Below are 23,492 nucleotides of genomic sequence, written 5' to 3' on the forward strand. Positions count from 1 at the left end.
AGGCCAAATGCTATCAAGCGATTTCGTGCGAGTCTGAGGTCGCCGAATGAGTTATCGGCAAGGGGTGGGGTTCTCTGAAGTGGAGGGGTTCAAGATTCCTTGTGGAAGAATCTGCTGATGAGAATGTCTGATGACGGACCGCGCCACCGCTCGAATCAGCCTGACCATCAGCGCATGAAAAAAGCCCCGAAAGATAATTCTGTTCGAGGCTTTTTAGTAGACGCATTCAGCGTCCGGAATGGATGGTGTCCCAGGGCAGGTTCGAACTGCCAACCTTCCCCTTAGGAGGGGGATGCTCTATCCAATTGAGCTACTGAGACACTGAGTTGTCGCGGCCGGACACGGCGCGACGGACGGCGAGCATGTTAACGGCCAGCCCTTGGTTTGTCATGTCGTCCATGGGTTTTTTAAGTGTAGGCAGGCGGCTTGCAATGCTGCGGGAACATTTACCGTGCAATTTGCACTACCGCAAAAAGCCATCATTGCAGATTGCAACCCGACACTTGGGAAAAACCCTTCCAAATGCTTGTTTTTAAAGGACTTCACAGCGGTTAGACTGTTGGCACGCCGGGTGCTTTGTCTGTTCCTATAACAGAACAAATGGAGTCAGCCCCATGAACAGCACTCTCTTGCTTGCAAACGCAATCGCACTGGCGGTTTTGGTTGGCTTTCATTTTGCTCCAGAGCGTGCTGAACCGGTGGCTCAGCGTATGCCGCATTACTTGCAGGTGCAGAAAGCGCCGCAGTTGGCGGTGCTGAGCGATCAGGGCGACTTCGCGGCGCAGGCAGTCAATGAGCCTGAGCAAGCACTGCCGACGCGCGACACCGAACGTCTGGTTTTTTGAAATATCTTCAGGAGTACAGCATGTCCAAATCAGCCGCAGGATTTCTGATCCTCGCCTTATTGAGTGGCGTTGTGCATTTTTCGCTGTTCGAGGAAACCGAAGTCACCCTGCCGCTGATTGGCTGCGGCGTGTTTGCGGTGTTGTTTGTGCTGGCCCTGGTGGCCGGGCGCAAGATCAAGTTTGATCCGGTGCTGCGTTAAGCCGGATCAAGTCCAGCAGTTGCTTGACGGCGGTTGCCAGGTCGCCCGAGTTGTCGATCAGATGCACGGGCAAGTCAGTGGTCCTTCTGTCCTTGAACTGCGCATTGCGCGCCAGCCTCGCATCAATCTGCTCAGGTGTTTCCCGGCCACGCTTGAGCAGGCGTTCACGCAAAACCTCATCCTTGACCGTCAGCAGCACCGGCAGCAAAGTCGGATAGCGCTCATGCGCCTGACGCAAATTGGCCCGTGAGCCATTTACCAGCACGAATCGCCCTGCACGTAACCGTTCGTCCATTTCTGCCGGGATGCCGTAAGCCAGCCCGTTGGCGTGCCAGGATAGCGAGAAATCCCCGACCTGCTGACGTCGTTCGAATTCTTCGGGTGTTACGCCGATGGCATCTTCACCCACCGATTCCGCTGATCGGGTAATCACCCTGCGGATGATTTCGCAGTTCAACCGGCGCAATGGCTCACGCGCGGCCTCGATCAGGCTGTCCTTGCCTGAACCGGAGGGTCCCATCAGATAAATAAGCCTGCCATCCATCCTGAAAACGCCCTCCAATGGGGGTTTGCCCTAGTAAATCGGCAAATTGCCACTATCCTGTACAAGTAGGGAACAAGGATTGAAAGCCGCACAGCATGCACGTTCTGACGTCTTAGGGCATCAATAGATGTGCAACAGGAAGCGGCCAGTGATGCGGGCCAAGGCAAAGTTTTCAAACCAGTCCGCATTTCTGATAATTGGTGCTGGCATTACGCCTTTACCCAGCTCAATATTTGTCACAGAATTGACGCCAATGATCTGGCAATTTTGAGGCATGATGCGGGCCTCTTAACAATTCAGGTTGAACCATTTGGCGCGGATGCTTGTCCTATCACACATCCTGCGGCCAATCCCGAGAACCGCTCCCCTGAACTAACCGGTTAAATATATGCGCCCATTGAAACAGGCAATTTATTCCAGCCGTACGGCTGACAAGTTTGTCGTACGTCTGCCAGACGGAATGCGTGAACGCATTGCCGAGGTGGCTCGCAATCATCATCGCAGCATGAACTCCGAAATCATTGCGCGTCTTGAGCAGAGTCTTATTCAGGAAGGCGCACTGGGCGAAGAACTGAGCATGCGCCTGGACAGTCCGGAGCTGTCGCTGCACGAGCGTGAGCTGCTGCAACGCTTCCGTCAGCTGTCGCACCGTCAACAGAACGCTCTGGTGTCGCTGATTGCTCACGACGCCGAGATGGCCGCAGACGCGTCCTGAGTGACATCGAAGATCTCAAGCCAGCTTAAGTGCTGGCTTTTTTTTGCCTGAAATCTGCCCCCGAGTAAACCTTGTTGCGAGGGGACTTATCTCCGATGAGTTGCGCAGCGTCCCCGGAAGAGGGCCTGCTGCGCAGTCCATCGGGGATAAATCCCCTCGCCACAGATCAATACACAAGCACAGACAACTATACAGGCACAAAAAAGCCCGCCATTTCGGCGGGCTTTTGCATGATGGCGAATCAGAGCAGAAAGATCGTCGCCAACCCCAGGAAGATGAAGAAGCCACCACTGTCGGTCATGGCCGTGATCATCACGCTGGCGCCCATCGCCGGGTCGCGGCCCATCTTGGCCAGTGTCATTGGGATCAACACCCCCATCAACGCCGCGAGCAGCAGGTTGAGGGTCATCGCTGCCGTCATCACCACGCCCAGCGACCAACTGCCGTAAAGCAGGTAGGCGACCACGCCGATTACCCCGCCCCAGACCAGACCATTGATCAACGCGACCGCCAGCTCTTTGCGCATCAGCCGTGAGGTGTTGCCGGTGCTGACCTGATCCAGCGCCATGGCACGCACGATCATGGTAATCGTCTGGTTACCGGAGTTACCGCCGATACCCGCCACGATCGGCATCAGCGCCGCCAGCGCCACCAGCTTCTCGATCGAGCCTTCAAACAGACCGATCACCCGCGACGCAACAAAGGCAGTGATCAGGTTGATCGCCAGCCACGCCCAACGGTTGCGCAGGGATTTCCAGACGGAGGCGAAGATGTCTTCCTCTTCGCGCAGACCCGCCATGTTGAGGACTTCGCTTTCGCTCTCCTCACGAATCAGGTCGACCATTTCGTCGATGGTCAGACGGCCGATCAGCTTGCCGTTCTTGTCGACCACCGGGGCCGAGATCAAGTCGTAACGCTCGAATGCCTGAGCAGCGTCATAGGCGTCTTCGTCCGGGTGAAAACTCACCGGATCGCTGGCCATGACTTCAGCAACCTGTTTCTCGGGATCGTTGACCAGCAGACGTTTGATCGGCAGTACGCCCTTGAGCACGCCGTCGTAATCGACCACGAACAATTTGTCGGTGTGGCCCGGCAGCTCCTTGAGACGACGCAGGTAACGCAGAACCACTTCGAGGCTGACGTCCTCACGGATGGTCACCATCTCGAAGTCCATCAACGCACCGACCTGCTCCTCGTCATAGGACAGAGCCGAACGCACGCGCTCGCGTTGCTGCTGGTCGAGCGTTTCCATCAGCTCATGGACGACGTCTCGCGGCAGCTCGGAGGCCAAGTCAGCAAGTTCGTCGGCGTCCATGTCCTTGGCCGCAGCCAGGAGCTCGTGATCGTCCATGTCGGCGATCAGCGTTTCACGAACGGAATCGGATACTTCAAGAAGAATGTCGCCGTCGCGATCAGCCTTGACCAGTTGCCAGAGCGTCAGACGGTCGTCCAGCGGCAGGGCTTCAAGGATGTAGGCAACGTCGGCGGAGTGCAGATCATCGAGTTTGCGTTGCAGTTCGACGAGGTTCTGCCGGTGAACCAGGTTCTCGACCCGGTCGTGATGCGCGCCTTCCTGGCGGTGAGTCAGGTCTTCGACGACCTTTTGGCGCTGCAGCAGCTCAACCACCTGAGCCAGGCGATCCTGCAGGCTTTCCTGTGTTTTCTTTACTTCGATTTCGGACATAGGCGAACTCCACTCCCAGCAGCGGGGCACGCCGGAAGGATCAATCAGTCAATTCATGATTGGTGAAACGGGCTACTGAGTAACTACTGGGTAAGTCCATGGAGGTTTTCCATAAGCCCCGGCGGGGCTGACGGGCGCAATGATACACCGCCTGACGGTTTTAAACGTTAAAAAATCGCGGTCGAAACAAGCGCTTGCGCAACAAAGCTGAGTGCTGTCCTGACCCGTGCAGATGCGACGACTCATCTTGAAAAGAAAACACACCGGCATTGAAAAATGTAGCGACTACCCTTGAGCGTAGACCGTCATGGAGGACGTCGAATGCTATCCAGAACATCCCGTTTTGTAGTCGCCAGCCTGCTCTGCCTGCCGCCCGCCGGGGCCGCCACCACCCTTCACCGATGCGAAGCGCCCGACGGCGGCATCACCTTCACCAGCCTGAGTTGTGCCAACGATGAGCAGCTCTCGGTGCAGCAGGTTCATCCCTACACGCCCGGCTCCGTCGTGCCGATCATGCCGGAACACAATCACGAAGAAATATCCGGTATGACAATCAAGGGACGTGAACCGGGCATCGTTGGCCGCCTGGAGGACAAATGCGGCAACCTGATCGATGCCAGACAGCGCCGCGAAGCGATCATCAATCGTCGCGTTATCGCCGGGATGAGCCAGCGGGATGTCGAGAGCGCCCTCGGCAAACCGGACAAGGTGAATATTCGAACGTCGACAACGAGCTATCGTTATGACCTGAAACGCGGCCGTAGTGCTCAAGTCGATTTTGATGAGAGGGGATGCGTGAAAGGAAAAACCAAATTGCAGACAACAAAAAGCCCGCGTTAAACGCGGGCTTCTTGAATATGGTGCACTCGACAGGATTCGAACCTGTGACCGCTCGGTTCGTAGCCGAGTACTCTATCCAGCTGAGCTACGAGTGCATTTTGTGTTTTTAAACCAGACCACAACTGGCTGAAGCCAAGTTACCTGCATTACTGCAAACAACTCTTAAAATGGTGCACTCGACAGGATTCGAACCTGTGACCGCTCGGTTCGTAGCCGAGTACTCTATCCAGCTGAGCTACGAGTGCATTTGTGTTTTTTGACCAGACCACAACTGGCTGAAGCCGAGTTCTTTATATCGCTATAAAAAACTCTTAAATGGTGCACTCGACAGGATTCGAACCTGTGACCGCTCGGTTCGTAGCCGAGTACTCTATCCAGCTGAGCTACGAGTGCATTTGTTGCGCCGCATTATAGCCCGTCTAATCTCTATTCCAACCACTTTTTCTAATAAATTCAACAACTTACAGAAAAAGCCAGATTACAACGTACTAAGCAAATAATGGCGGAGAACGGGGGATTCGAACCCCCGACACCCTTTTGAGGTGTACTCCCTTAGCAGGGGAGCGCCTTCGGCCACTCGGCCAGCTCTCCGCAACACGGGGCGTATATTAACCACCTTCTTCCCCGTTTGCAAACATAAAAATCGATAAAAATTAATGGCTTGGTTCTTCGTCCTTCTCTTTCTTTATACGCAGGTAAATTTCCTCACGGTGCACGGCAACCTCTTTCGGGGCGTTGACGCCGATGCGCACTTGATTTCCTTTGACGCCGAGCACGGTCACGGTGATTTCGCCATCACCGATAATCAGGCTTTCTGCGCACCGACGAGTCAGAATCAGCATACCTTTCTCCTCACGCATTTCATTTCAGGGACAACAGTCTGCAAAAAAAAGGCACCCGACCTACAACCGGAGCGATCGTAGCCCTACATGCCTGAGTATTGACCAGCGCGAGCAAAAGAACAGTTCAGGGGGCTCGCGCCATTCAAAAAATAAAGGGCGCGGTCAGACCGCGCCCTTCAAGTGACCGGATTACTCGCCCTGACGGGCCGGAGCGTCCAGTTCGAAAGCTGTGTGCAGGGCGCGCACAGCCAGTTCCAGGTACTTCTCTTCGATCACCACGGAAACCTTGATTTCCGACGTCGAGATCATCTGGATGTTGATGCTTTCCTTGGCCAGGGATTCGAACATGCGGCTGGCCACGCCTGCGTGGGAACGCATGCCGACGCCGACGATCGAGACCTTGGCAATCTTGGTATCGCCTACGACTTCACGGGCACCGATCTCGCGAGCGGTGTTTTCCAGCACGGTCTGTGCGGCCTGGTAGTCGTTGCGGTGTACAGTGAAGGTGAAGTCGGTGGTGTTATCGTGCGCGACGTTCTGCACGATCATGTCGACTTCGATGTTCGCGGCACTGATCGGGCCGAGAATCTTGAACGCCACGCCCGGGGTGTCTGGCACGCCACGGATGGTCAGCTTGGCTTCATCGCGGTTGAAAGCGATGCCGGAAATGATCGGCTGTTCCATGGTTTCCTCTTCATCAATAGTAATGAGGGTGCCCGGACCCTCCTTGAAGCTGTGCAGTACGCGCAGCGGAACGTTGTACTTGCCGGCGAACTCCACCGCACGGATCTGCAGCACCTTGGAACCGAGGCTGGCCATTTCCAGCATCTCTTCGAAGGTGATCTTGTCCAGACGCTGAGCGACTGGCACAACGCGCGGGTCAGTGGTGTAGACACCATCGACGTCGGTGTAGATCTGGCACTCGTCAGCCTTCAATGCAGCCGCCAGTGCCACGCCGGTGGTGTCGGAACCGCCACGGCCGAGGGTGGTGATGTTGCCGTGCTCGTCGACGCCCTGGAAACCGGCGACAACCACTACGCGACCTGCTTTTAGATCACCGCGAATCTTCTGGTCATCAATCTGCAAGATACGCGCTTTATTGTGCGCACTGTCCGTCAGGATCCGCACCTGATTACCGGTGTACGACACCGCCGGCACACCGCGCTTGATCAGCGCCATGGCCAACAGGGCAATCGTCACCTGCTCACCGGTGGAAACGATCACGTCCAGCTCACGCGGAACCGGTTGCACGTCGCCACTGATTTGCTTGGCCAGATCGATCAGACGGTTGGTTTCGCCGCTCATTGCAGACAGCACAACCACCAGGTCATCGCCGGCATCGCGGAATTTCTTAACCTTGTCGGCGACCTGCTCGATTCTCTCGACAGTGCCGACCGAGGTGCCTCCAAATTTCTGTACGATCAAAGCCATTTCAAAGCCGCCTCTGCCCATGAAGGGCGCCCAATAATCACTCGAACAGCCGCCGGACCCGCCACTAGACTGCGGGCCCGGCGGGCCGTCTTATAAACCCTGCTCGACGAATGGAACGGTCAGCGCCAGGGCGCCATCCAGTGCGCCGGCGTCGACACCGCCGCCCTGCGCCATGTCCGGACGACCACCGCCCTTCCCGCCCACTGCCGCAGCAGCTTGCTTCATCAAATCACCGGCTTTGAGTTGGCCAGTCAGGTCCTTGGTTACGCCTGCAACCAGTACGACCTTTTCCTCATGGACACTGCCGAGCAGGATCACTGCGCGACCGAGTTTGTTTTTCAGCTGATCAACCAGCGCCAGCAGCGCCTTGCCGTCCTGACCATCCAGACGTGCAGCCAGCACCTTCACGCCTTTGACGTCGACTGCCGAGTTCGACAGATCGTCGCCGGCGGCGCTGGCAGCCTTGGCCTGCAACTGCTCGAGTTGCTTTTCCAGCGCGCGGTTGCGCTCCAGCACAGCCGACAGCTTGTCGATCAGATTGTCGCGGCTGCCCTTGACCAGGTTGGCCGCTTCCTTGAGTTGTTCTTCAGCAGCGTTCAAGTAGGCCAGCGCCGCAGCACCGGTGACTGCCTCGATACGACGCACACCCGATGCCACACCGCCTTCGCTGATGATTTTCAGCAGGCCGATGTCACCGGTACGGTTGGCGTGGATACCGCCGCACAGCTCGACAGAGAAGTCGCCGCCCATGCTCAGCACGCGCACGTTGTCGCCGTACTTCTCGCCGAACAGCGCCATCGCGCCCTTCTGCTTGGCGGTTTCGATGTCGGTTTCTTCGGTTTCAACCGCGGAGTTCTTGCGGATCTCGGCGTTGACGATGTCTTCCAGCGCTTTGATCTGCTCAGGCTTGATCGCTTCAAAGTGGCTGAAGTCGAAGCGCAGACGCTGGCTATCCACCAACGAACCCTTTTGCTGAACGTGCTCGCCCAACACCTGACGCAGCGCAGCGTGCAGCAAGTGAGTCGCGGAGTGGTTCAGCGAGGTCGCGTGACGCACTTCGGCATCGACGTGGGTTTCCACTGGCGCGCCGATGGTCAGGCTGCCGCAATCCAGCACGCCGTGGTGCAGGAACGCGCCGCCGGTCTTGGTGGTATCACGGACGTCGAAACGTGCGTTACCGGCCTGCAGGAAACCGCAGTCGCCGATCTGGCCGCCGGATTCAGCGTAGAACGGCGTCTGGTTCAGCACGATCACCGCCTCTTCGCCTTCACTCAAAACGTCGACCGACTGGCCATCTTTATAGATAGCGACGATTTTTGCCGAGCCGCTGGTGTCGGTGTAGCCGGTGAACTCGGTGGCCACATCAACCTTGACCAGGGTGTTGTAATCCAGACCGAACGAGCTGGCCGAACGTGCACGCACACGCTGGGCTTCCATTTCACGCTCGAAGCCGACTTCGTCGACGGTCAAGCCACGCTCGCGAGCGATGTCGGCCGTCAGGTCCATCGGAAAACCGTAGGTGTCGTAGAGTTTGAACACTACGTCGCCCGGCACCACGGTGCCTTTGAGTTCCAGCAGATCCTGTTCGAGGATCTTCAGGCCGTGCTCCAGGGTCTTGGAGAACTGCTCTTCTTCAGCCTTGAGTACGCGCTCGATGTTGCTCTGCTGCTTCTGCAGTTCCGGGAAAGCGTCGCCCATCTCGGCAACCAGCGCCGCGACGATCTTGTAGAAGAAGCTGCCAGTGGCGCCCAGCTTGTTGCCGTGACGGCAGGCGCGACGGATGATCCGGCGCAGCACGTAACCGCGACCCTCGTTGGACGGCAGCACGCCGTCGGCGATCAGGAAACCGCACGAACGGATGTGGTCGGACACCACTTTGAGCGACGACTGATCGCCGTTTTCGCAACCGATGGCTTCAGCCGAGGCTTTGAGCAGGTTCTTGAACAGGTCGATGTCGTAGTTGGAATTGACGTGCTGCATCACCGCACTGATCCGCTCCAGGCCCATGCCGGTGTCGACCGACGGCGCTGGCAACGGATGCAACACGCCATCGGCGGTGCGGTTGAATTGCATGAACACGTTGTTCCAGATCTCGATGTAACGGTCGCCGTCTTCTTCCGGCGAACCCGGTGGGCCGCCCCAGATGTGGTCGCCGTGATCGTAGAAAATCTCGGTGCATGGGCCGCACGGGCCGGTATCGCCCATGGTCCAGAAGTTGTCGGAGGCGTAAGGCGCGCCTTTGTTGTCGCCGATGCGGATCATGCGCTCGACCGGCACACCGATTTCTTTGGTCCAGATGTCATACGCTTCGTCGTCGGACGCGTAGACGGTGACCCAGAGTTTTTCCTTTGGCAGTTTCAGAACGCCGGTCAGGAAGGTCCAGGCAAAGGTAATCGCGTCGTGCTTGAAATAGTCACCGAAGCTGAAGTTACCGAGCATTTCGAAGAAGGTGTGGTGACGAGCGGTATAACCGACGTTTTCCAGGTCGCTGTTCTTGCCACCGGCACGCACGCACTTCTGGCTGCTGGTTGCGCGGGTGTACGCGCGCTTTTCCTGGCCCAGGAAGCAGTCCTTGAACTGGTTCATCCCCGCGTTGGTGAACAGCAGGGTTGGGTCGTTGCCCGGAATCAAAGAGCTGGAGGCTACACGGGTGTGGCCTTGCTCTTCGAAGAAGCGAAGGAAGGCTTCACGGATTTCTGCGCTTTTCATTAGGTTCTTCCACGGAGGCTGCGGCCAAAGGCCTGTACGAAACGTCAACAGACGAAACGACGGCAAAGGGCCGCATTATATCGGCCCTTCGCGCGGGGTACAGCGTGTTTATACGATAGTAACGGTCAATTGGACGGCTAACGCTGTCACTTGCGCGAAAACTCGACGAATGTCGCGATCACTTGCTCGATTTGCGAGCGATTGACGTCCATGTGCGTGACCATGCGCAAGCGCGCGGCGGCGCTCAACTTGATCCCGCGTTCGGCGGCAAACGCCTTGAGCGCTTCGGCACGGTCGCCCATTGGCACGTAGACCATGTTGGTCTGCACCGGCTCGACGCTGAACCCGGCCTCGCGCAGGCCTTCGGCCAGATAGTGCGCGTTGGCATGGTCATCCGCCAGACGCTCGACGTGGTGATCCAGCGCGTACAGCCCCGCCGCCGCGAGCAAACCGGCCTGACGCATGCCGCCGCCGACCATTTTGCGCAGGCGGCGGGCCTTGCCGATCAACTCGGCTGAACCGCACAGCACCGAACCCACCGGCGCGCCAAGGCCTTTGGACAGGCACACCGACACCGAATCGAAATGTTGCGTGATCTCGCGGGCATCCACACCGAGCTTGACCGCCGCGTTGTACAACCGCGCGCCGTCCAGGTGCAGGGCCAGACCATGCTTCTGGGTGAATTGGCGGGCGCGGGCCAGATACTCCAGCGGCAGCACTTTGCCTTGCATGGTGTTTTCCAGCGCCAGCAAACGGGTCCGGGCGAAATGGAAGTCGTCCGGCTTGATCGCTGCCGCGACCTGATCCAGATCCAGCGAACCGTCGGACTGCACTTCCAGCGGCTGCGGCTGGATCGAGCCGAGCACCGCCGCGCCACCGCCTTCGTACTTATAGGTGTGCGCCTGCTGGCCGACGATGTATTCGTCGCCACGTTCGCAGTGCGCCATCAGGCCCAGCAGGTTGCTCATGGTGCCGGTCGGCACGAACAGCGCAGCGGCGAACCCCAGGCGCTTCGCCAGTTCCGCCTCCAGACGATTGACCGTCGGATCTTCGCCGTACACATCGTCACCGGTGGCCGCCGCCGTCATCGCGTCGAGCATGGCAGGAGTCGGTTGGGTAACGGTGTCGCTGCGAAGATCGATAATGCTCATGAACCTGGCCTCAGAGTCAGCAGGGGAAATCCCTTTTCGAAGGTGAATTACTGCGGTCATGGCGCCGATTTATCAACCCTTGAATGAGAAAAGGTCAGATTACTTCTTGAGAACACACTCCCACAGGTTCTGTGCAAGGCCGGAAAATATGTGATAAAAACGCTGCGCCGCCCGAGAACGGGCGGCAAAAACGTTCTCAGGGCGGGGTGTAATTCCCCACCGGCGGTAATTGCGCGCAACGCGCATAGCCCGCGAGCGCTTGACGACGGACACGGCATTGGCGGTGCACGACGGCAAGGTCAGCAGACCCGGTGTGATTCCGGGGCCGACGGTCATAGTCCGGATGAAGAGAGAACGGGATTGACGCCAAAGGGCCGTCCGCGCGCTTTTGTGCTCGTGCGTACCCTTGAATCCCTTTCGATTCATAACGCCCTGTTTTTCACACAAACAGGAGTCAGAACATGCAACCCACCGCTATCGACAGCAAAAGCAAACACCCCCACGGCGAGCGCGTTGCGTTCATCCAGGCCTGCTGGCACAAGGAAATCGTCGACCAGAGCCGTAAGGGCTTCGTCGCCGAAATGCTCGCTCAGGGTTATCAGGAATCGGACATCGATTTCTTCGAAGTCGGCGGCGCCTTTGAAATGCCGCTGCACGCCAAGTTGCTGGCCAAGACCGGCCGTTATGCCGGCATCGTCGCGGCCGCTCTGGTCGTGGACGGCGGCATCTATCGTCACGAGTTTGTCGCCCAGTCAGTGGTCAGCGGCCTGATGCAGGTGCAGCTGGAGACCGAAGTGCCGGTGTTCTCGGTATCGCTGACCCCGCATCACTTCCATGCCGGTGAAGAGCATCAGAAATTCTTCTTCGAGCACTTCGTGCACAAGGGTCAGGAAGCGGCGCGGACTTGCGCGGATACACTGCAGAAGGTTCGCGCGCTGCGTCGCAGTGAGCCGCGTGCAGTCGCCGTCTGACCACAACGCTCCCCTGTAGGAGCTGTCGAGTGAAACGAGGCTGCGATCTTTTGATCGTCTAAAAACAAGATCTAAAGATAGCAGCCTTCGGCAGCTCCTACAGGAATTTCTGTCAGCTCAGAGACGGCATCAGGCGAGGTTTTCGTCGGTGGCCGGCACGATCAGGATGCCCGCGCGCAAGCCGTTCTTGACCTTGGGGTTCGGGAAGATGATGCGTGCGCCCTCTTCCTCGATGATCCAGCGGGTATTGGCCAGATCTTCGGCCAGCACATAACCGACGTCCAATTCAGAAAAGTTCTCGATGTCCGCCGGCAGGTTCAGGCGGAACGCATCGCTGTGCTTGATGATTTCCCGGGCGACGCTGAACAGCTGCAAACCCTCCAGTCCCTCTGCAGCCAGATCCGGCTCATTGCCCTCGATGATCTGCTTCAGACGGGTTTCCAGACGTGAAACATCCACCCCTTGGTTCTGCCCGAATGGCCGCGCCTTGCCCAGTTCCAGGGTGAAAGCCTCGGCGCCGAGCTTGTCGTAGGTGTAGGAACTGAACACGATCGACGGCTTGTTCTGCAACAGCACCGCGTCCATCCCGGCAGCACGCAGACGCGCCAGTTCGCGGCGCGAATGCTGGCGTCCTTCTTTCCACGGATACAGGGCGAACTGCTCGATCTTCGAACCACGAATCGCGGTGTGCAGGTCGTAGTGCAGACGCTGACGGTCCGGCAGGCTGAAGAAACTCGCCGCCAGGCGTTCCAGCTCACAGGCGCGGATGGCTTCGGAACCGCTGGTTTGTTCATGCCGGCCGTTAAACAGCCGGTTGACGTCCTGCTCGACGAAGCGCTCGCCCTTGCGAATCGCTTCCGGATTGCCGAACAGGAACAGAATGCGTGCACGCGGCTTCAGATCGCCGCGTGCGATGTCATGCAGCAGCCGGTCGAGCAATTCGATCGGCGCTGTTTCGTTACCGTGGATGCCTGCCGACAGCAGCAGGTCCAGGCCATTGTCGCGCGCTTCGGGTGGCCGGACTTCCAGCGCACCCTCGCTCAACCAGCGCATGCGCACGCCTTCGACAGTCAGTTGAGTCTTCTCCGCCGGTTCACGGCCGGCGAGGGTCAGTTCAAGCAGTTTGCCGAGGGCGAGCATAGAGCGGTTTCCTTAGTGATCGTGGTTGCAATCCGGGCCGTGCACGTGGTCTTCGTCGCCGACCTCAGCCGGTTCCATTTCCAGTTGCAGACTGACCAGATTAGTTGCCAATGGGCGCAGCAGCAGGTTGGCGTACTCTTCGTCACCTTCCTCGACGTCCACGCCGATCAGCAGCTGGCCACGGCCGTCCTGCTGGATCCACAGCTCTTTGCCTTGCCACATGACCGCGACGCGGGTGCACGAGGTTTGCAGTTGCGTGCCGTCGGTGTCTTCAAGGATCAGCTGCAGGGAATCGCTCATGTTTTTACTCTCTTGGGGAGACAAGCCGCGCGTCGCGTTCAGCGACGCGCCGGCCATCAATTGATCTGGAATGGATAAACCGCGCCCAGTTTAAGGATTTGCGTCAGTTCATCCAGTGCCGTCCGGCATTCAAGCAGCAATTGCGGGTCCGCCAGATCGGTTTCGCTCAGGCGGTCGCGGTAGTGCTTTTCAACCCATGCGGTCAACGAACCGTACAACGGTGCGGTCATGATAACCCCTGGGTTGACGGCCGCCAGCTCGGTTTCGTTGAGCGCGACGCGCAGTCGCAGGCACGCCGGGCCGCCGCCGTTCTGCATGCTTTGCTTGAGGTCGAAGACTTTGACTTCGCGGATCAGGCCGCCGGAGCTGGTCAGCCCCTGCAAGTAGTTCCACACGCGCTCGTTGCCACGGCACTCTTCCGGCACGATCAGCAGCATCGAGCCATCAGGACGCGACAGCAACTGGCTGTTGAACAGATAGGAACGCACCGCATCATCCACGGTGACCGCCGAACGCGGCACGCAGACCGACTGGAACTGGCCACCGACCTTGGCCAGTTTGCCCTGCAACTCGCCCAGCATTTGCTCGGTGTCGAGGAACGCGTCCTCGTGATAGAACAACACCTCGCCGTTACCCACCGCGATCACGTCATTGTGGAATACGCCCTGGTCGATCACCGCCGGGTTTTGCTGCGCGTAGACCACGCCCTCGTCACGCAGACCGTGCAGACGCGCCACCGCTTGCGACGCTTCCAGCGTCTGGCGCGCCGGGTACTTTTGCGGCGCCGGGTAACGGGTGTCGAACGCACTGCGCCCGAACACGAAAAACTCGACACCGGCCTCGCCGTATTCACGGCAGAAGCGCGTGTGGTTGGCCGCGCCTTCGTCACCGAATTGCGCCACCGCCGGCAACGCGGCGTGGTGGGCGAAGTGCTGTTGATCGGCGAACATCGCACCCAGCACGCGGCTGGTGGTCGGGTGTTCGATACTGCGGTGGTATTTGCAGTTGAGGTTGGCGGCGGTGAAGTGCACGCGACCGTCAGCGGTGTCGGCACTCGGGCTGACGGTGGCGGCATTCGCCACCCACATGCTCGACGCCGAGCAACTGGCAACCAGCAACGGCATGGCTTCTTTGGCGGCGCGCTCGATCACTTGCGCGTCGGTGCCGCTGAAACCCAGGCGGCGCAATGCGGCCACGTCCGGACGCTCCTGCGGCGCCAGCACGCCTTGCTGAAAGCCCATTTCCATCAGCGCTTTCATTTTCGCCAGGCCTTGCAGCGCCGCTTCCTTCGGGTTCGAGGACTGCTGGCTGTTGCTCTGGGACGCGACGTTGCCGTAGGACAGACCGCCGTAGTTATGGGTCGGCCCCACTAGACCGTCAAAATTGACTTCATAGGATTTCATCAGCGAGGCTCCACGAGAATCTGTTGTTATAGGCTTCAGTAACTAACTGTTCAGTGCGACCGCGTCGCGGCCTTCGCGAGCAAGCTCGCTCCCACAGGATCTCATCGCCCTTGTGGGAGCGAGCTTGCTCGCGAATAGGCATCACACCATTTTCACGCCAGGCGTCAGGGCCGCCGGCAACGTCAGGCTCGGGGTTTCCAGCGAGGCCACCGGGTACGCGCAGTAATCCGCCGCGTAGTAAGCACTGGCGCGATGGTTGCCCGAAGCGCCGACACCGCCGAACGGCGCGCTGCTCGCGGCACCGGTCAGCTGTTTGTTCCAGTTGACGATACCGGCGCGGCTTTCCAGCCAGAACTGCTGATAACGATCTTCGGAATCCGACAGCAAGCCAGCCGCCAGGCCATAAGCGGTGTCGTTGGCCTCAGCGATCGCCGCAGCGAAATCGGCGTAGCGGATCACTTGCAGCAACGGGCCGAACAATTCTTCGTCCGGACGCGCGGCCACGGCGGTCACATCAAGAATGCCCGGGGTCAGCAAGGCTGATTGCGCTTGCGGCTGCGTCATCGCCAGCAGCGACACCGCGCCATTGGCCAGCAGATGTTGCTGGGCATCCATCAGCGCTTTCGCCGCTCCAAGGGAAATCACCGAGCCCATGAACGGCGCCGGCTGTTGATCGAACGCACCGACTTCGAGGGTCGCGCTGACATCAACCAGACGCTTGAGCAGGCTGTCGCCCCACGCGCCTTGCGGCACCAGCAGACGACGCGCACACGTGCAGCGCTGGCCGGCGGAGATGAAGGCCGACTGAATGATCGTGTAAACGGCTGCGTCCAGATCAGCGACCTGATCGACCACCAGCGGATTGTTGCCGCCCATTTCCAGCGCGAGGATCTTGTCCGGACGCCCGGCAAACTGCTGGTGCAGGTGATTGCCGGTACGGCTCGAGCCGGTGAAGAACAGACCGTCGATGCCCGGGTTCGCCGCCAGGGCGATACCGGTTTCGCGAGCGCCTTGCAGCAGGTTCAACACGCCGGCCGGCAGACCGGCTTCGATCCAGCACTTGACCGTCAGCTCGGCGACTTTCGGCGTCAGCTCGCTTGGCTTGAACAGCACGCTGTTACCGGCCAGCAGCGCCGGCACGATGTGGCCGTTCGGCAAGTGGCCCGGGAAGTTGTAAGGGCCGAACACCGCCACCACACCGTGCGGCTTGTGGCGCAACACGGCGGTGGCGTCGCCCAGCGGGCCGCTCTTCTCGCCGGTACGTTCGCGGTAGCTCTGCACCGAGATCGCAATCTTGTTGACCATGCTGGTGACTTCGGTCGCGGCTTCCCACAGGGGCTTGCCGGTTTCCTCACCGATGGTGCGGGCCAGTTCGTCGCTGTGGTTTTTCAGGGCGGCGGCAAAGGCTTCGAGGACGCTGATGCGCTCATCCAGCGAACGCCGCGCCCAACCCGGAAAGGCCTGACGCGCCGCCTGCACGGCGGACTCGACCTGAGCGGCGCTGGCGCCCTCCCCCGACCACAGCACTTGCTGGGTCACCGGGTTCAGCGACTGGAAGGCTTCGCCCTGACCGGCCAGCCATTCACCTGCGATGTATAGCGAATTCATTATTTCGACTCCCGAGCAGCAGACAACGCCACGGCGCGCACTTGATCGCCGGCGCTGAGTTGAAGACGTTTGGCGGTCAGCGGATCGACCACCAGCGTGCCGGCGGCCAGACGGGCCGGGGCAGCCGTGATGCGGCAGTCTTCGCGTTTGCGGTTATGGATGATGAACGGCGTGGCGTCTTCGCCCGGCGTACCGATCGCCAGCACCAGCGCTTCGCTGTCGCGGACTGCGCGGATCTTGCTGGTTTCGCACTCGATGGCCGGGCCGGCATCGAAGATATCGACGTAGCCCTGATAGCTGAAACCTTCGCTCTTGAGCATCGCCAGCGCCGGCTCGGTGTCCGGGTGCACCTGACCGATGACGTTGCGCGCATCCGGCGACAGAAAGCAGGTGTACAGCGGGAATTTCGGCATCAGTTCGGCGATGAACGCCTTGTTGCCGACGCCGGTCAGGTAGTCGGCCTGGCTGAATTCCATCTTGAAGAAGTGCCGACCGAGGCTTTCCCAGAACGGCGAACGACCGGCTTCATCGGAGACGCCGCGCATCTCGGCGATGATCTTGTTGCCGAACAGCTCCGGGAACTCGGCGATGAACAGCATGCGCGCCTTGGACAGCATGCGGCCGTTCAGGCCGGTGCGGTAATCGGCGTGCAGGAACAGCGAGCACAGCTCGGAGTTGCCAGTCAGGTCGTTGGCGAGGAACAGCGTCGGAATCTCGCGATAAATGTTCAGCTCTTGCGAGGCGCTGACGGTCAGGCCGACGCGGAAGTTGTACCACGGCTCACGCAGACCGACCGCGCCGGCGATGGCGGAAATCCCCACCACGCGACCGTTGTCGTCTTCGAGCACGAACAGATAGTCCGCGTCGCCACGACCGGCTTCGCCGCGAAAGGTCTTCTCGGCCCAGCCGACCCGGTGGGTCAAGCGTTCTTCGTTGGCCGGCAACGTGGTCAGGCCGGTGCCGGTGCTGCGGGCCAGGTCGATCAGCGCGGATAAATCGCTGCTGCGTACGGGACGAACAATCATGCTATCTCCTCAAACGGGCCGCCTTCGCCACCCGTGAAACTCGCTAAGGCGTTAAACCGCCACCAGGCGCACGCTGGCACCTTCACCGACGCCCAGGGCTTCGGCTGCTTCCAGATCCAGGGTCACCGGTTTGCCCGGCGCGTAATCGAGTTCCAGCAGCACCGCGCGGTAATCCTGCAACTGCGCGTTGGCCACCAGATACTGGCGCCCGGCACCTTTGACCGGCTCGCCGATCTTCACCGGCACCACACGGCTCTGGGCGATCGAACGGATCCCCGAAACACGCGCATGCAGGGTCGGGCCACCGTCGAAAATGTCGATGTAGTGATCGGTTTCGAAGCCTTCGCGCATCAGGATGTCGAAGGTGATCTGCGCACGCGGGTGCACCTGGCCCATCGCTTCTTGCGCGGAATCCGGCAACAGCGGCACGTAGATCGGGTAATGCGGCATCAGTTCGGCGAGGAACGTGCGACTCTTCAGGCCACACAGGCGCTCGGCCTCGGCGTAGTTGAGGTCGAAGAAGTTGCGACCGATTGCATCCCAGAATGGCGAGTCGCCGTTCTCGTCGCTGTAGCCGACGATCTCGGTCACCACCGAATCGGCGAAACGCTCCGGGTGGCTGGCAACGAACAGCAGGCGACCACGGGAGTTGAGCTCGGCCCACGGCGACCCCACCAGCTCACGCTGCACGTAGAAACTGGTCAGCAAGCTGTTGCCGGTCAGGTCGTGGCATTGCGAAAGCACGTGGATCTTGTTGTGGATCTTCAGCTCGCGGGAAGCGTGGACAAAGGTCTCGTTGCGGAAGCTGTAGAACGGCTCCGAGTAGCCGGCCGAGGCGACAATGGCCGAGCAGCCGACCAGTTTGCCGGTGGCGGTGTCTTCGAGGACGAAGAAGTAGCTTTCCTCGCCGTTGAAACTCACTTCGGCAGCGAACGAGGCTTCGCTTGCGGCGATCTTGTCGCTCAGACGTTCCACGTCATCCGGCAAGGAAGTGACACCAATCGGGCTATCCGCAGCCAGACGCTGTACCTCGCCCAGATCAGCCATTTGCGCAGGGCGCATCACCAGCATGGTGTCACTCCTTTCTCTTATAAAAATTTACTGAAAAAAACACCGGATACTGTGGGAGCGGGCTTTTGTGGTGAGGGGATTTATCCCCGATGGGGCGCGTAGCGGCCCTCAAAAAGCTTGGGGCTGCTGCGCAGCCCATCGGGGATAAATCCCCTCACCACAAGCCCGCTCCCACATTTGATATTGCCCGGTATCAAAATTGGGTTCGACGCCAGAATCCTCAGGCGCCGAAGGGTCTATCAGGCTTGTGTCAGTGCAGCAGCAGCGCGTTCGAAGCGGTCCAGGCCGGCGTCGATATCGGCGTCTTCCACCACCAGGCTCGGGGCAAAACGAATCACGTCCGGGCCGGCCTGCAGAATCATCAGGCCTTCTTTTTCAGCGGCGTTGAAGATGTCCTTGGCTTTGCCTTTCCAGGCATCGCTCAGCACGCAACCGATCAACAGACCGAGGCCACGCACCTGAGTGAACAGGCCGTACTTCTCGCCGATCTGCTGCAGGCGGGTCTTGAATTTGTCGTGCTTGGCGTTGACGCCGTTCAGCACCTCGGGGGTGTTGATCACGTCGATCACCGCTTCGGCTACCGAACACGCCAGCGGGTTGCCGCCGTAAGTGGTGCCGTGGGTGCCGACCACCAGATGCTTGGCCAGCGCTTCGGTGGTCAGCATCGCGGCGATCGGGAAACCGCCGCCCAGGCTCTTGGCGCTGGTCAGGATGTCCGGGGTCACGCCGTAATGCTGGTAGGCGAACAGGTGGCCGGTACGGCCCATGCCGGTCTGCACTTCGTCGAACACCAGCAGCGCGTTGTGCGCGTCGCACAGTTCACGGGCACCTTGCAGATAAGCCAGTTCCGCCGGCAGTACACCGCCCTCGCCCTGGATCGGTTCGAGCACGACCGCACAGGTCTTGTCGGACACCGCCGCTTTCAGCGCGGCCAGATCGTTGTAAGGGACGTGGGTGATGCCGGTGATTTTCGGACCGAAACCGTCGGAGTACTTCGACTGGCCACCGACGTTGACGGTGAACAGGGTACGGCCGTGGAAGCTGTTGAGCGCAGCGATGATCTCGTACTTCTCGCTGCCGAAACGGTCGAACGCCACGCGACGGGCCAGCTTGAAGGCGGCCTCGTTGGCTTCGGCGCCGGAGTTGCAGAAGAACACGCGCTCGGCGAACGTGGCGTCGATCAGCTTGTGCGCCAGGCGCAGGGCCGGCTCGTTGGTGAACACGTTGGACACGTGCCACAGCTTGTTCGCCTGTTCGGTCAGCGCACCGACCAGCGCCGGATGCGCATGGCCCAATACGTTAACGGCAATCCCGCCGGCGAAGTCGATCAGCTCGCGGCCGCTCTGGTCCCAGACGCGGGAACCGGCGCCACGCACCGGAATAAAAGCGGCAGGCGCGTAGTTGGGAACCATTACCTGGTCGAAATCGGCGCGTTCTACCGCAGCGTGCTCAACGGACATCGGAGTCTCCTGAAGAGGAACACCCGCCTGAAACTGGCGAGCGATGGGGGGATTGTAAGGACAGTTTTCAGCCCGGCCTTGTCGCCAAGCGACAACTTCTTATAGCGCAAACCCCGGATTTTCCCGGGTTTACGGCAATGCGACATATAGCGTCGCAAAGGCGCAGTTTAACTGGCCGCAGCCGTTTGCGGCAGCTTGCTGATTTGTACCCGAGAACGAATTGGCGAGTGCGGTATATATGTACCGCACATCACCCTGAAGAGCCGTTTTTACCGGGCGGGCTTTTCCAGCGCAGGCGATCGCCCAAGCGCCGAAACAACCGGGCAACCCGATACACCCACGAAGGCGAGATGAAAGAGGCCAGGGTCGACGCTACGAAACACTCGGCCCGCCCCTGAACAGGACGCGCATCAACCGCGCTCTGGCGGCACCGACGACAGTTCGAAAGGACTGCTGCTGCGCCGCTGGTTGCGATCTTCCCGCGGCGTCGCGCCGAAGAAATTGCGGTAGGCACTGGAGAAATGCGGCCCGGAAGAGAAACCGCAGGACAGGCCGATCTGGATGATCGACTTGCTGGTCTGCATCAGCATCTGCCGGGCCTTGTTCAGGCGCAATTCCAGGTAGTACTGGCTCGGCACGCGGTTGAGGTATTGCTTGAAGATCCGCTCCAGTTGCCGACGGGACACGCACACGTGCTGGGCGATTTCGTCGGTGGTCAGCGGTTCTTCGATGTTGGCTTCCATCAGCAACACCGCTTGGGTGAGCTTCGGATGGCTGGAACCGAGGCGGTTCTGCAGCGGAATGCGCTGGCGTTCACCACCCTCGCGGATGCGCTCGACCACCAGTTCTTCGGACACCGCACCGGCCAGCTCGGCCCCATGATCACGGGCCAGCACCGCCAGCAGCAGATCGAGAACCGACATGCCGCCACACGCGGTCAGGCGATCGCGATCCCAGTCGAACAGGTGACTGGTGGCGATGACCTTCGGGAAACGTTCAGCGAAATCGTCCTGCCAGCGCCAGTGTACGGCTGCACGATAACCGTCGAGCAGACCGAGTTGCGCCAGCGGATACACACCGGCCGACAGACCACCGATCACGCAACCGGCACGCACCAATTGCTTGAGCGCGCTGCTGAGGGCCGGGGCCAGGGTGGTCGGTGGCTCGTCGGCGAGCAGAAACAGCTTCTGGAAGTTCTCCAGCTTGCCGGTCCAGGCTTCGCCGGGCAGTTGCCAGGCTCCGTCGGCCGCCGCTTCAGGATTGGCTTCGGCCTGCAGGAACGACAGTTCGTAAACCACCTCCGGATGCACCCGCTGAGCAACACGCAAGGCCTCCTCCGCCAGCGCCAGCGTCAGAGCTTTAGTGCTGGGCCAAATCAGGAAACCAATTCGATGGGCAGTCATGGGCGGGCAATCCGAAACGAAGAACGGTGATGAAGGCATGGGCCAATGCTAGCCCGTAAATGAACGCAAATCTCGAAACCTGCACCGATCCACTGTGGGAGCTGTCGAGTGAAACGAGGCTGCGATCTTTTGATTTTCAAAAGCAAGGGCAAAAGATCGCAGCCTTCGGCAGCTCCTACAGGGGATTGGAGCCAGCCTTCAGACTGCGAAGCATGCACTATTCCGGTGCATATCGGCAGCTCTGATTACTTCAAGCTGCCCGAGAGGAACTGCTGCAAACGCTCGGATTGCGGATTGACCAACACTTCGCGCGGGTTGCCGCTCTCTTCCACCACACCTTTGTGCAGGAACACCAACTGGTTCGACACTTCACGGGCGAAGCCCATTTCGTGCGTAACCACGACCATGGTGCGACCTTCCTGAGCCAGCGCTTGCATGACCTTCAGAACGTCACCCACCAGTTCCGGATCGAGCGCCGACGTCGGTTCGTCGAACAGCATCACTTCCGGCTCCATCGCCAGCGCACGGGCAATCGCCACACGCTGCTGCTCGCCGCCAGACATGTGCCCCGGGAACGCGTCTTTGCGATGGGCCACGCCAACCTTGTTCAGGTAGTGCTCGGCTTTCTCGCGAGCTTCGGCCTTGGACACGCCCAGCACGTGGACCGGCGCTTCCATGATGTTTTCCAGCGCGGTCATGTGCGACCACAGGTTGAAGTGCTGGAACACCATCGACAGGCGTGAACGCATGCGCTGCAGCTGTTTCGGATCAGCGGCTTTCAGCGCGCCGTCCTTGTTGGCCACCAGTTTCAGCTCTTCGTTGTTGAGCAGGATCTTGCCCGCGTGCGGCTGCTCAAGCAGGTTGATGCAGCGCAGGAAAGTACTTTTGCCGGAGCCACTGGAGCCGATGATGCTGATCACATCGCCGGCTGCCGCTTTCAGGGACACGCCCTTGAGCACTTCGTGACTGCCATAGCGTTTATGCAGGTCTTGGACTTCAAGTTTGTACATGCGGTCGGTTCTCACAAAAACAGTCAGTCAGTCGTTGAGCAAGCGCCCGTGACGCAGCGCTTCGCGCCCCGCCACCTTGGCCAGCCAGAAACCGGGTTGGGCATAGCGCAGCCGTTCAATGGCAAACAGCACCCCGGAGGTACCAGCACACACCGTGCTGACCCGATCGGACACAGGATCGATCACTTCGAAAATCTCATCCCCGGGTTCAACCCACTCGCCGGGTTTACGCAGAAAACTCACCACACCGGGGTGCGGCGCCAACAGTAATTCAGTGCCTTCGAACGGCATGCCTTCGCACGGTTCATTGGCCGGCTTTGGCCACTCGCCAGTGATCAGGCCTTGCTCGGCGAGGAACGCCAGAATGCCTTCGGCCCAGGCCAGTGCATCGGCGCGGTCGGTGTTGGCCTGACCGCCCAGCTCGACAGTCGTCGCCAGGCACGCCAGCGGAATCTGCGCGTCCGGGAACTGCCGCGACAGGCGCAGCCACGGCAACGAGCACGCCTCATCGAAGGAGCTGCCACCAGAGTCTTCCGCCAGCAAACCGACCTTCACATTCAGGTGCGCGGCCAGCGAACGCCACTGCGGCCAGTGCTGCGGCAGCGCATACATGTGCAACGCGGCTTCGGCATCGCAGTGCAGGTCCAGCACCACATCGGCGGTGCAGGCATGGCTGAGCAACACGCGCTGCATGCCTTGCAACTGGCTGCTCGCCTCGGGCAATGCCGCCAGATGCTCAGCCATGGCCTGACGGATCAGGCGAATGTTGGCGTGCGGATCGTCACCGAGACGCTCGGCCAGCGCCGCTGCAACCGGCGCGCTCAGTTCGACGAAATCGCGGTTGAAATTCTTGCCGCTGCCCGCCTCGAAACGTCCCTGATGATTGCCTTGCAGCAATTGGCCGAGGCCCAGCGGATTGGCCACCGGCACCAGCTCGATCACGCCATTGAGCAGGCCTTGGGCTTCGAGTTCGCCAAGGCGCTTTTTCAGCTCCCAGGCAGTGCGCATGCCCGGCAGTTCGTCAGCGTGCAGGCTGGCCTGAATGTAGGCCTTGCGCTCGCCCTGACCGAAGCGGAAGACCGAAATCTTGCGCTCGCTGCCCAGATGGCTCCACGGCAATACGTGGTCGATGCGTTCCAT

The 23,492-nt window shown here is 60.0% G+C and carries 22 protein-coding genes, 5 tRNA genes and 1 riboswitch; of the genes, 5 read left to right on the forward strand and 22 right to left on the reverse strand.

The window, feature by feature from the left end; genetic code table 11:
- Nucleotides 1-243: 243 nt before the first annotated feature.
- Nucleotides 244-320, reverse strand: a tRNA-Arg gene (locus GTQ41_RS19905).
- A 294-nt stretch (nucleotides 321-614) separates the two neighbouring features.
- On the opposite strand from GTQ41_RS19905, the gene GTQ41_RS19910 reads away from it, so the two are divergent.
- Nucleotides 615-845: a hypothetical protein gene (locus tag GTQ41_RS19910; protein WP_047295825.1), complete on the forward strand. Its 231-nt coding sequence runs from the start codon at nucleotides 615-617 to the stop codon at nucleotides 843-845.
- 20 nt (nucleotides 846-865) lie between these two features.
- Nucleotides 866-1,045 (forward strand): PA3371 family protein, encoded by a 180-nt coding sequence (locus tag GTQ41_RS19915; protein WP_047295827.1) that lies wholly within the window; start codon nucleotides 866-868, stop codon nucleotides 1,043-1,045.
- Here the strand turns inward: GTQ41_RS19915 and phnN are convergent.
- Both phnN and GTQ41_RS19925 read right to left on the reverse strand, forming a co-directional pair.
- Nucleotides 1,020-1,589 carry a phosphonate metabolism protein/1,5-bisphosphokinase (PRPP-forming) PhnN gene (gene phnN, locus GTQ41_RS19920; protein ID WP_047295829.1) on the reverse strand — a complete coding sequence of 190 codons (570 nt, stop codon included), beginning with the start codon at nucleotides 1,587-1,589 and terminating at the stop codon, nucleotides 1,020-1,022. The genes GTQ41_RS19915 and phnN overlap by 26 nt on opposite strands.
- Nucleotides 1,590-1,709: 120 nt before the next feature.
- On the reverse strand, nucleotides 1,710-1,865 hold the full coding sequence (locus GTQ41_RS19925; protein ID WP_174377054.1) for a hypothetical protein: 156 nt from the start codon (nucleotides 1,863-1,865) through the stop codon (nucleotides 1,710-1,712).
- A 112-nt stretch (nucleotides 1,866-1,977) separates the two neighbouring features.
- Between GTQ41_RS19925 and GTQ41_RS19930 the strand changes: the two genes are divergently transcribed.
- Nucleotides 1,978-2,304 (forward strand): Arc family DNA-binding protein, encoded by a 327-nt coding sequence (locus GTQ41_RS19930; protein WP_003178899.1) that lies wholly within the window; start codon nucleotides 1,978-1,980, stop codon nucleotides 2,302-2,304.
- Nucleotides 2,305-2,545: 241 nt separating this feature from the next.
- Here GTQ41_RS19930 and mgtE read toward each other — a convergent pair whose 3' ends face one another.
- A complete protein-coding gene (mgtE, locus tag GTQ41_RS19935; protein WP_007963078.1) occupies nucleotides 2,546-3,988 on the reverse strand; it encodes a magnesium transporter in 1,443 nt (480 codons plus the stop codon).
- 321 nt (nucleotides 3,989-4,309) lie between these two features.
- Between mgtE and GTQ41_RS19940 the strand changes: the two genes are divergently transcribed.
- The gene (locus GTQ41_RS19940; RefSeq protein ID WP_047295832.1) at nucleotides 4,310-4,828 is read left to right on the forward strand and encodes a hypothetical protein; all 519 of its coding nucleotides are present in this window, start codon (nucleotides 4,310-4,312) and stop codon (nucleotides 4,826-4,828) included.
- Between the two features lie 18 nt (nucleotides 4,829-4,846).
- Here GTQ41_RS19940 and GTQ41_RS19945 read toward each other — a convergent pair.
- The 8 genes from GTQ41_RS19945 to ltaE all read right to left on the reverse strand — a co-directional run bounded on the left by GTQ41_RS19945 (nucleotide 4,847) and on the right by ltaE (nucleotide 10,961).
- Nucleotides 4,847-4,923, reverse strand: a tRNA-Arg gene (locus GTQ41_RS19945).
- Nucleotides 4,924-4,996: 73 nt separating this feature from the next.
- A tRNA-Arg gene (locus GTQ41_RS19950) sits at nucleotides 4,997-5,073 on the reverse strand.
- 71 nt (nucleotides 5,074-5,144) lie between these two features.
- Nucleotides 5,145-5,221 (reverse strand) — tRNA-Arg (locus tag GTQ41_RS19955).
- A 107-nt stretch (nucleotides 5,222-5,328) separates the two neighbouring features.
- Nucleotides 5,329-5,419 (reverse strand) — tRNA-Ser (locus tag GTQ41_RS19960).
- Between the two features lie 62 nt (nucleotides 5,420-5,481).
- Entirely contained in the window at nucleotides 5,482-5,670 is a 189-nt protein-coding gene (csrA, locus tag GTQ41_RS19965) for a carbon storage regulator CsrA (RefSeq protein WP_002554426.1), read from the reverse strand.
- 189 nt (nucleotides 5,671-5,859) lie between these two features.
- Nucleotides 5,860-7,101 carry an aspartate kinase gene (locus GTQ41_RS19970; protein ID WP_025112914.1) on the reverse strand — a complete coding sequence of 414 codons (1,242 nt, stop codon included), beginning with the start codon at nucleotides 7,099-7,101 and terminating at the stop codon, nucleotides 5,860-5,862.
- Between the two features lie 90 nt (nucleotides 7,102-7,191).
- The gene (gene alaS / locus GTQ41_RS19975) at nucleotides 7,192-9,810 is read right to left on the reverse strand and encodes an alanine--tRNA ligase (protein WP_047295834.1); all 2,619 of its coding nucleotides are present in this window, start codon (nucleotides 9,808-9,810) and stop codon (nucleotides 7,192-7,194) included.
- 146 nt (nucleotides 9,811-9,956) lie between these two features.
- On the reverse strand, nucleotides 9,957-10,961 hold the full coding sequence (gene ltaE, locus GTQ41_RS19980) for a low-specificity L-threonine aldolase (protein ID WP_047295836.1): 1,005 nt from the start codon (nucleotides 10,959-10,961) through the stop codon (nucleotides 9,957-9,959).
- Between the two features lie 188 nt (nucleotides 10,962-11,149).
- Nucleotides 11,150-11,321, forward strand: a riboswitch (FMN riboswitch).
- A gap of 101 nt (nucleotides 11,322-11,422) precedes the next feature.
- On the opposite strand from ltaE, the gene GTQ41_RS19985 reads away from it, so the two are divergent.
- Entirely contained in the window at nucleotides 11,423-11,932 is a 510-nt protein-coding gene (locus GTQ41_RS19985) for a 6,7-dimethyl-8-ribityllumazine synthase (RefSeq protein WP_047295837.1), read from the forward strand.
- Between the two features lie 129 nt (nucleotides 11,933-12,061).
- On the opposite strand, the gene astE is transcribed toward GTQ41_RS19985, so the two are convergent.
- The 10 genes from astE to GTQ41_RS20035 form a co-directional block, all read right to left on the reverse strand.
- Complete coding sequence (gene astE / locus GTQ41_RS19990; protein WP_047295839.1) at nucleotides 12,062-13,072, reverse strand: succinylglutamate desuccinylase; 1,011 nt, start codon at nucleotides 13,070-13,072, stop codon at nucleotides 12,062-12,064.
- A 12-nt stretch (nucleotides 13,073-13,084) separates the two neighbouring features.
- Nucleotides 13,085-13,372, reverse strand: a complete 288-nt coding sequence (locus GTQ41_RS19995; RefSeq protein ID WP_007963090.1) for a hypothetical protein — start codon at nucleotides 13,370-13,372, stop codon at nucleotides 13,085-13,087.
- Nucleotides 13,373-13,428: 56 nt separating this feature from the next.
- Nucleotides 13,429-14,775, reverse strand: coding sequence for an N-succinylarginine dihydrolase (astB, locus tag GTQ41_RS20000; protein WP_047295841.1), 1,347 nt, complete (start codon nucleotides 14,773-14,775; stop codon nucleotides 13,429-13,431).
- A gap of 141 nt (nucleotides 14,776-14,916) precedes the next feature.
- Nucleotides 14,917-16,386 (reverse strand): succinylglutamate-semialdehyde dehydrogenase, encoded by a 1,470-nt coding sequence (astD, locus tag GTQ41_RS20005; protein ID WP_196302444.1) that lies wholly within the window; start codon nucleotides 16,384-16,386, stop codon nucleotides 14,917-14,919.
- On the reverse strand, nucleotides 16,383-17,408 hold the full coding sequence (gene astA, locus GTQ41_RS20010; protein WP_047295845.1) for an arginine N-succinyltransferase: 1,026 nt from the start codon (nucleotides 17,406-17,408) through the stop codon (nucleotides 16,383-16,385). Before astA ends, astD begins: the two co-directional genes overlap by 4 nt.
- 51 nt (nucleotides 17,409-17,459) lie before the next feature.
- Nucleotides 17,460-18,479 (reverse strand): arginine/ornithine succinyltransferase subunit alpha, encoded by a 1,020-nt coding sequence (aruF, locus tag GTQ41_RS20015; protein WP_025112905.1) that lies wholly within the window; start codon nucleotides 18,477-18,479, stop codon nucleotides 17,460-17,462.
- Between the two features lie 239 nt (nucleotides 18,480-18,718).
- On the reverse strand, nucleotides 18,719-19,939 hold the full coding sequence (locus GTQ41_RS20020; protein WP_047295848.1) for an aspartate aminotransferase family protein: 1,221 nt from the start codon (nucleotides 19,937-19,939) through the stop codon (nucleotides 18,719-18,721).
- 410 nt (nucleotides 19,940-20,349) lie between these two features.
- Nucleotides 20,350-21,342, reverse strand: coding sequence for a transcriptional regulator ArgR (argR, locus tag GTQ41_RS20025; RefSeq protein WP_047295850.1), 993 nt, complete (start codon nucleotides 21,340-21,342; stop codon nucleotides 20,350-20,352).
- 245 nt (nucleotides 21,343-21,587) lie between these two features.
- Entirely contained in the window at nucleotides 21,588-22,352 is a 765-nt protein-coding gene (locus GTQ41_RS20030; RefSeq protein ID WP_003227281.1) for an ABC transporter ATP-binding protein, read from the reverse strand.
- Nucleotides 22,353-22,379: 27 nt separating this feature from the next.
- Nucleotides 22,380-23,492, reverse strand: a complete 1,113-nt coding sequence (locus GTQ41_RS20035) for a M14 family metallopeptidase (protein WP_047295852.1) — start codon at nucleotides 23,490-23,492, stop codon at nucleotides 22,380-22,382.

Origin of the sequence: Pseudomonas sp. AN-B15, assembly GCF_019056475.1 — a bacterium.
In the GTDB taxonomy this organism is placed as follows: domain Bacteria; phylum Pseudomonadota; class Gammaproteobacteria; order Pseudomonadales; family Pseudomonadaceae; genus Aquipseudomonas; species Aquipseudomonas parakoreensis.

Coding starts and splice junctions, on each gene's coding strand:
- GTQ41_RS19970 (WP_025112914.1), bottom strand. CDS start 7,101: ATGGCTTTGATCGTACAGAAATTTGGAGGCACCTCGGTCGGCACTGTC.
- GTQ41_RS19995 (WP_007963090.1), bottom strand. CDS start 13,372: ATGAGCGATTCCCTGCAGCTGATCCTTGAAGACACCGACGGCACGCAA.
- GTQ41_RS20035 (WP_047295852.1), bottom strand. CDS start 23,492: ATGGAACGCATCGACCACGTATTGCCGTGGAGCCATCTGGGCAGCGAG.
- GTQ41_RS20020 (WP_047295848.1), bottom strand. CDS start 19,939: ATGTCCGTTGAGCACGCTGCGGTAGAACGCGCCGATTTCGACCAGGTA.
- GTQ41_RS19915 (WP_047295827.1), top strand. CDS start 866: ATGTCCAAATCAGCCGCAGGATTTCTGATCCTCGCCTTATTGAGTGGC.
- phnN (WP_047295829.1), bottom strand. CDS start 1,589: ATGGATGGCAGGCTTATTTATCTGATGGGACCCTCCGGTTCAGGCAAG.
- GTQ41_RS19910 (WP_047295825.1), top strand. CDS start 615: ATGAACAGCACTCTCTTGCTTGCAAACGCAATCGCACTGGCGGTTTTG.
- astE (WP_047295839.1), bottom strand. CDS start 13,072: ATGCTCGCCCTCGGCAAACTGCTTGAACTGACCCTCGCCGGCCGTGAA.
- GTQ41_RS19985 (WP_047295837.1), top strand. CDS start 11,423: ATGCAACCCACCGCTATCGACAGCAAAAGCAAACACCCCCACGGCGAG.
- GTQ41_RS19940 (WP_047295832.1), top strand. CDS start 4,310: ATGCTATCCAGAACATCCCGTTTTGTAGTCGCCAGCCTGCTCTGCCTG.
- csrA (WP_002554426.1), bottom strand. CDS start 5,670: ATGCTGATTCTGACTCGTCGGTGCGCAGAAAGCCTGATTATCGGTGAT.
- argR (WP_047295850.1), bottom strand. CDS start 21,342: ATGACTGCCCATCGAATTGGTTTCCTGATTTGGCCCAGCACTAAAGCT.
- mgtE (WP_007963078.1), bottom strand. CDS start 3,988: ATGTCCGAAATCGAAGTAAAGAAAACACAGGAAAGCCTGCAGGATCGC.
- GTQ41_RS19930 (WP_003178899.1), top strand. CDS start 1,978: ATGCGCCCATTGAAACAGGCAATTTATTCCAGCCGTACGGCTGACAAG.
- astB (WP_047295841.1), bottom strand. CDS start 14,775: ATGAAATCCTATGAAGTCAATTTTGACGGTCTAGTGGGGCCGACCCAT.
- ltaE (WP_047295836.1), bottom strand. CDS start 10,961: ATGAGCATTATCGATCTTCGCAGCGACACCGTTACCCAACCGACTCCT.
- GTQ41_RS20030 (WP_003227281.1), bottom strand. CDS start 22,352: ATGTACAAACTTGAAGTCCAAGACCTGCATAAACGCTATGGCAGTCAC.
- GTQ41_RS19925 (WP_174377054.1), bottom strand. CDS start 1,865: ATGCCTCAAAATTGCCAGATCATTGGCGTCAATTCTGTGACAAATATT.
- astA (WP_047295845.1), bottom strand. CDS start 17,408: ATGATTGTTCGTCCCGTACGCAGCAGCGATTTATCCGCGCTGATCGAC.
- alaS (WP_047295834.1), bottom strand. CDS start 9,810: ATGAAAAGCGCAGAAATCCGTGAAGCCTTCCTTCGCTTCTTCGAAGAG.
- aruF (WP_025112905.1), bottom strand. CDS start 18,479: ATGCTGGTGATGCGCCCTGCGCAAATGGCTGATCTGGGCGAGGTACAG.